The sequence below is a fragment of the Microcystis sp. M53598_WE2 genome (genome assembly GCF_030067735.1).
GTDB classification, from domain to species: domain Bacteria; phylum Cyanobacteriota; class Cyanobacteriia; order Cyanobacteriales; family Microcystaceae; genus Microcystis; species Microcystis aeruginosa.
This window is the reverse complement of sequence record NZ_JASJFE010000345.1, coordinates 1-1,366: the sequence shown is the minus strand read 5'-3', so window position 1 is coordinate 1,366 and position 1,366 is coordinate 1. Positions and strand designations below refer to the sequence as shown.

Genomic DNA, 1,366 nt, shown 5'->3' with positions numbered 1-1,366 from the left:
TTGGAAGTTATTTCCCAAGAGATAGCAAAATATTTACCCAATATTTTTATTATACTGCTAATTGTTTTTATAACTCACTATCTGTTGAGAGCAATTAAACCATTTTTCACTGGATTGGAAAGAGAAAATTTAGTAATCCATGGTTTCTATCCCGATTGGGCAAAACCAACCTATAATTTACTGTCACTGCTGATAATTGCCTTAGCTATAGTCATCGCTTTTCCCTATCTACCCGGATTTAATTCTCCTGCTTTTCAGGGGGTGTCGGTATTTTTAGGGGTGCTATTTTCCTTGGGTTCCACCTCTGCTATCGCTAACGTGGTAGGAGGAATTATCCTCATCTATACCCGCTCTTTTCAACTAGGAGATAAAATTTCTATTGGTGATGTTATTGGAGATGTGATTGAAAAAGGATTATTAGTCACCCGTATTCGCACACCAGCTAATAGAATTATCACGATTCCTAATTCATCGCTGTTAAACACCAATGTGATTAACTTTAGTGTCTCTCAAAGGGAATTCAAACAGCCTTTAATTTTGCAAACCACAGTCACTCTCGGTTATGATTTACCTTGGCGTAAGGTTCACGCAACCCTGAAAGAAGCAGCCTTAGCAACCAAATTTATTGTCTCAGAACCTGCTCCTTTTGTCTTGCAAACCAGTCTCGATGATTTTTATGTCAGCTATCAGCTAAATGCCTACACCGATCATCCTAGCAAAATGGTGTATATTTATTCTGAATTGCATCAAAATATTCAGGATAAATGTAACGAAGTCGGTATCGAAATTATGTCTCCTCACTACAAGGCTCTCCGGGATGGCAATCACAGCACTATTCCTGAAAATTATCTGCCGGAAGATTATCAAAGTCCTGCTTTTGGTATTCAGTCAAATCCTCAGAAGTAATAATACTAAATCCGTTGAGTATAGGCTACTGGTCTGTCAAAGCAATTATGTCGGATAATAGGAATGTAAATAAGCTAACCCCGAAAAATGGTAATGATTCGGTAGTAGTGGCGTAGCTCTCTTGCTTACCTGGTATGAATTGTGTAAAATATTTATTAATAAAAATAATTGCAACCCGCTCAGTCTTTAAACCTCTAGCTTGATCATGACTTTTCTAATAAATATCTTTTTCTGGCTCCTGTCTGGCTTACTCAAATATCAGTCTAGCACCGAACAAAGTCCCCCCTTCACCTCTATTCCCCTGTCCTAATTGTGGTTCTCACCATACTATCAAGAATGGTTCTATTCATAATGGAAAACCCAAACGTCAACGTAAAGAATGTGGTCAACCGTTTGTGATCAATCCCACTAATAAAACCGTCTCTGACGAAACCAAACAATTAATTGATCAACTCTTGCT

Annotated in this window: 1 protein-coding gene and 1 pseudogene; both read left to right on the top strand. The window is 37.9% G+C overall.

Annotated features, from left to right (window positions below; genetic code table 11):
• Nucleotides 1–906, top strand: a 906-nt coding sequence (locus PX636_RS07465) for a mechanosensitive ion channel family protein (RefSeq protein ID WP_288116629.1), incomplete at its 5' end; no start/stop codon positions are given.
• 205 nt (nt 907–1,111) lie between these two features.
• Nucleotides 1,112–1,366 (top strand): annotated as a pseudogene (locus PX636_RS07460) (IS1/IS1595 family N-terminal zinc-binding domain-containing protein); the annotation flags it as partial.